1 protein-coding gene is annotated in these 747 nt (G+C 36.5%); it reads right to left on the bottom strand.

The window, feature by feature from the left end; genetic code table 11:
• Nucleotides 1-747: TonB-dependent receptor (locus FUA24_RS01015; protein WP_148539676.1), on the bottom strand; the 747-nt coding region annotated here is incomplete at both ends.

Genomic DNA, 747 nt, shown 5'->3' on the forward strand with positions numbered 1-747 from the left:
TGAGCTGCTACTAAGTTTGGTAATGTTTAAATTAGACATAAACCAGTTTTGAGGCCCGTAATACCATTCTGCCGAACGTAGCGTGTTGTCTCGGTAACGTATTAACCTATCGTATCTTGGGATATCTGATGTTGTGGTGTAATACAAACCTAAATCAAAACTTATGTTTTTATAGGGCTGATAGCGCACTTTTTGCATTAAGTTAAGTTGATTGTATCCAGTATATTTTTGTTCTTTAGGGTTTGTGTTGGCAATAACTTGGTCTGTGTTATTGGTAGTTAAAACAAATTCTGGACGCAAATAATCTGAAGGGCCATGAGCACCCATACGTAAATCATCAAAATCTGTATAGCTGGCACTGGTTAAAAAGGCCCATTTTTTGTAACCTAAATTAATATTGAAATGGCCTGTGTTTTCATTATTTGCTGAGGCGTATCTTAAAATTATATTGGCTTTAAAAAGTAACGAGTCTGTATATGATAGTTTAGGTTTTTGGGTGTAAAAACTCATAACGCCACCAACGGCATCACTACCATAAATTACAGAGCCTGCGCCTAAAGTTACCTCGGTGTTTTCAATTGAAAACGGATCAATAGAAATAACATTTTGTAGGTTGCCACCTCTAAAAATAGCATTGTTCATTCTAATACCATCTACAGTAATTAAAAGGCGGTTTGTTGAAAAACCTCTTATCATGGGGCTACCACCACCTAACTGACTTTTTTGAATGTACACCTGCCCAGTGGT

This window comes from Seonamhaeicola marinus (assembly GCF_008085455.1).